This window comes from Elioraea tepidiphila DSM 17972, assembly GCF_000378465.1.
GTDB classification, from domain to species: Bacteria; Pseudomonadota; Alphaproteobacteria; order Acetobacterales; family Acetobacteraceae; genus Elioraea; species Elioraea tepidiphila.
On the sequence record NZ_KB899958.1, the window covers coordinates 1 to 3919 of the forward strand.

At 72.2% G+C, this 3919-nt stretch carries 4 protein-coding genes; all 4 read left to right on the forward strand.

The window, feature by feature from the left end:
- Positions 1-300: 300 nt before the first annotated feature.
- The 4 genes from zapE (at position 301) to F563_RS0120910 (ending at position 3731) form a co-directional block, all read left to right on the forward strand.
- The gene (zapE, locus tag F563_RS0120895) at positions 301-1464 is read left to right on the forward strand and encodes a cell division protein ZapE (RefSeq protein WP_019016637.1); all 1164 of its coding nucleotides are present in this window, start codon (positions 301-303) and stop codon (positions 1462-1464) included.
- Positions 1461-1844, forward strand: a complete 384-nt coding sequence (locus F563_RS0120900; protein WP_019016638.1) for an acyl-CoA thioesterase — start codon at positions 1461-1463, stop codon at positions 1842-1844. The genes zapE and F563_RS0120900 overlap by 4 nt, the downstream gene beginning before the upstream one ends.
- 88 nt (positions 1845-1932) lie before the next feature.
- Positions 1933-3330: a flagellar protein export ATPase FliI gene (gene fliI, locus F563_RS0120905; RefSeq protein ID WP_019016639.1), complete on the forward strand. Its 1398-nt coding sequence runs from the start codon at positions 1933-1935 to the stop codon at positions 3328-3330.
- On the forward strand, positions 3327-3731 hold the full coding sequence (locus F563_RS0120910; RefSeq protein WP_019016640.1) for a hypothetical protein: 405 nt from the start codon (positions 3327-3329) through the stop codon (positions 3729-3731). The genes fliI and F563_RS0120910 overlap by 4 nt, the downstream gene beginning before the upstream one ends.
- The last annotated feature ends 188 nt before the right edge of the window (positions 3732-3919 follow it).

The following is a 3919-nucleotide window of genomic DNA, read 5'->3' on the forward strand; positions in this document are numbered from 1 at the left end:
AGGAACTGATCCAGCAGGTCATCCGGGATCGAAGGCGGTTTGCGGCGGGGCATGCAGGGGCTCCTTCAACAGCAGCGTAAGGCCCCAAACACGAAATTCCCGATAGACCCCAGTGTATTGGTGTCACTTGGCCAGCACACCCCCACGCCCCGCTCGCTGCGCGTCGCTTGAGCTTCGCCCCCCCTCGCGCTTCGCGCGCAAGCGAAACAAACCCGCGGGGGCCAAGGGCCATTGGTCCTTGCCCCCGCACCCCCCATTTCTTGAACCCACATCCGTCCCGGGATAGGCCACCGGCGCCCGATGCACGCACCCGCCCCACAAGCCGCCCAAGGCCCGCTGCCCGCGCTGCGCGACCGTGTCCGCGCCGGCCTGCTCGAACACGACCCTGCCCAAGCCCTCGCCGCCGAACGCCTCCAGGAACTCTGGCGCGCGCTCAAAGGCTACGACCCGCAGCCATCGCACGGCGGCTTCCTCTCCGCCCTGCGCGCCCGCCTCGGCTTCGCCCGCGACAAGAGCCCCCGCGAAGACGACACCGACGCCCCCCAGGGCCTCTACATCGTCGGCGCCGTCGGCCGCGGCAAATCCATGCTGATGGACCTGTTCTTCGACACCGTCCCCCTCGCCCGCAAACGCCGTGTGCACTTCCACCGCTTCATGCAGGACGCGCACCGCCACATCCATGACTTCCGCAAGGCCGCCGAACGCAGCGCCGACCCCATCCCCCCGCTCGCCGACCGCATCGCCGCCGACGCCGCCCTGCTCTGCTTCGACGAGTTCCAGGTGCACGACATCGTCGACGCCATGATCCTCGGCCGCCTCTTCGAAGCCCTGTTCGCGCGCGGTGTCGTCGTGGTCGCCACCTCCAACACCCTGCCCGACGACCTCTACAAGGACGGGCTGCAACGCGACCGCTTCCTCCCCTTCATCGAGCTCATCAAGCGCCGCCTCGACGTGATCGTGCTGGAAGCCGCCCGCGACTACCGCCGCGACCGCCTCGCCGCCGTCGGCGTCTGGCACACGCCGGCCGACGCGCGCGCCGACGCCGCGCTCGACGCGGCCTTCCTCGAATTCGCGGGCGAGGAAGGCAAGCCGCTGGAGCTCACCGTGCTCGGCCGGCGCCTCAACCTGCCGCTCGCCGCCAACGGGGTCGCCCGCGCCGATTTCGAGGCGCTCTGCGGCGCCGCCCTCGGCCCGGCCGACTACCTGGCCCTTGCCACCCACATCCACACCCTGCTGATCGACCACGTCCCGCGCCTCTCGCCGGCGAACTTCGACCGTGCGCGGCGTTTCATCACCCTGATCGATACGCTCTACGACCATCGTGTGAAGCTGATCGCCTCCGCCGCCGACATCCCCGACCGGCTCTACGAGCGCGGCGAGAACGCGGCGATGTTCCAGCGCACGGCCTCGCGGCTGATGGAGATGCAGTCGGAAACCTATCTCGGACTCCCGCACCTCACATGAGCGATGACACCCCGCCTGCGATCGAACCCGCGCTGCGCACCGTCGCCATGCCGGCCGACACCAACCCGGCAGGTGACATCTTCGGCGGCTGGCTGCTGGCGCAGATGGATCTCGCCGGCGGGCTCGCGGCCATGCGCGAGTCGAAAGGCCGCGTCGCCACCGTCGCGATCGACGCGATGACCTTCAAGCGGCCGGTGAAGGTGGGCGACGAGGTCACGGTCTGGGCCGAGCTGCTCTCGGTCGGCACCACCTCGCTGCGCTACCGCGTCTCGGCCTGGCGCCGGCCGCGCCACAGCGAGGGCCACATCAAGGTGACCGAGGCGATCTTCACCTTCGTCGCGCTGGACGAGCAGGGCAACAAGCGCGCGATCGCGCGGTAGGTGCGGGTGCATGCATCTCCGCGGCAAAGATCGGTCGGCCTGATCCCGCGCTAGCGATGCCTTAACCCGGACCGGCGAGGGTGCCGGCGTGCTGACACAAGCTGACCGTCCCGCCGGCCGCGCCGGCGCCGCCCAGGCGCTGCGGACGCAGCCGGTCCATGACCGGATCGATGCGGTGGCCAACGCGCTGCGCGCGCTCTCGCGCGTCAGCGTGCGTGGCCGCATCGCCGGTCTCACGGGGCTGATGGTGGAGGTGGACGGCATCGCCAAGCTGCTCGCGGTGGGCGATCGGCTGGTTGCCACCGCGCGCGACGGCCGGCGCGTGCCGCTGGAGGTCGTGGGCTTCCGCGGCGGCAAGGCACAGGCCATGGCGCTCGGCGATCTTGCCGGGCTCGGCCCCGGGCTCTGGGCCGAGAAGATCAACGGCCCCGGCCTCGCGGTGACGGATACCTGGCTCGGCCGGGTGATCGATCCGCTCGGCCATGCGATCGACGGGCTCGGGCCGCTGCCGCGCGGTCAGGTGGCGCGCCCTGTGCGCGCGAGCCCGCCGACCGCGACCGCGCGTGCCCGGCTCGGTCCGCGCCTGCCGCTCGGCGTGCGCGTGCTCGACCTGTTCACCGCCTGCCGGCAGGGCCAGCGCCTCGGCCTGTTCGCGGGCTCCGGCGTGGGCAAGTCCACGCTGATGGCGAGCCTCGCCCGCAAGGCCGACTGCGACGTCGCCGTGATTGCCCTGGTCGGCGAGCGCGGGCGCGAGGTGCGCGAGTTCGTCGAGGACGATCTCGGCCCGCAGGGGCTCGCGCGCTCGGTCGTGGTGGTCGCGACCTCCGACGCGCCGCCGCTGATGCGCCGCGAGGCTGCCTATGCCGCGATGGCGGTGGCCGAGCATTTCCGCGACCAGGGCAAGCGCGTGCTGCTGATGATGGACAGCGTCACGCGGTTCTGCCTCGCGCTGCGCGAGATCGGCCTGTCGGCGGGCGAGCCGCCCGCCACGCGCGGCTATCCGCCCTCGGTGTTCGCCGAGCTGCCGAAGCTGCTCGAACGTGCGGGGCCGGGGATCGAGGGCACAGGCGGCTCCATCACCGGGCTCTTCACCGTGCTGGTGGAGGGCGACGACCACGACGAGCCGGTCGCCGACGCCGTGCGCGGCATCCTCGACGGCCACGTGGTGCTCGATCGCCGCATCGGCGAGCGCGGCCGCTACCCGGCGGTCGATGTGCTGCGCAGCCTGAGCCGCGCCGCGAGCGGCATCCTCACCGACGAGCAGAAGGCGCTGGTCGCGCGCGCGCGCCGGTTGCTCTCGATCCACGCCGACATGGAGGACATGGTGCGCCTCGGCGCCTGGAAGCCCGGCGCGGATCCGGAGGTGGACGAGGCGGTGCGCCGTGCCCCGGCGATCGAGGCGGTGCTGGCGCAGGAGAAGGCCGAGGCGGACACGCCCGAGGCGGCGTTCGCGAAGCTCGCTGCGGCGCTGGAGGGCGAGGTGTGAGGGCGCGCCGCGATCCCTTCGCGACACTCGCGCGGCTGCGCCGGCTGGCGGTGGACGAGGCGAAGCGCGACCTCGCCGATGCGCTGGCCGAGGCGCGCGCGCGCGAGCAGGCGGCCGCGCAGGCGCTGCTTCTGCTGGATCAGGAGGCGTCTGCCGACGCGGCGCTCTATGGCGTCTGGCTTCCGGCGGGGCTGAAGCGCGCGGGCGAGGCGGCAGCCGAGGCCGAGGCGGCCGAGCTTGCGGTCGCGACCGCGCGCGCGCTGCTCGCCGAGGCGCGCGCCGCGGAACGGGCAGTCGAGCTGATGGCGGAACGCTACGCGACCGATGCGGCCAAGCGCGCCGCGCGCAAGACCCAGGCGGTGCTGGACGAGGCGGCGGAGACGCGGCGGCGGCGGGGGTGATCCCACGGTCCCGAGGCGCCGTCACTTTACGCTTTAGGGTCCCCGGTTTTTCTCGCCGGATGAGGGCGTTGGCACCATCGTGCCCTAGCAGGTTGCGGAAATTCGGCTGTTCGAATCGCTCATGGCCTGATTCGCTGCTGCTGCTGGTTGGCGGCGGGGTGGGCTGTAGCGATGCGGGGATCGGATCG

What these genes read in the sequence shown, in the direction of transcription:
- zapE (WP_019016637.1), top strand. Translation starts at nt 301, where the DNA reads ATGCACGCACCCGCCCCACAAGCCGCCCAAGGCCCGCTGCCCGCGCTG.
- F563_RS0120900 (WP_019016638.1), top strand. Translation starts at nt 1,461, where the DNA reads ATGAGCGATGACACCCCGCCTGCGATCGAACCCGCGCTGCGCACCGTC.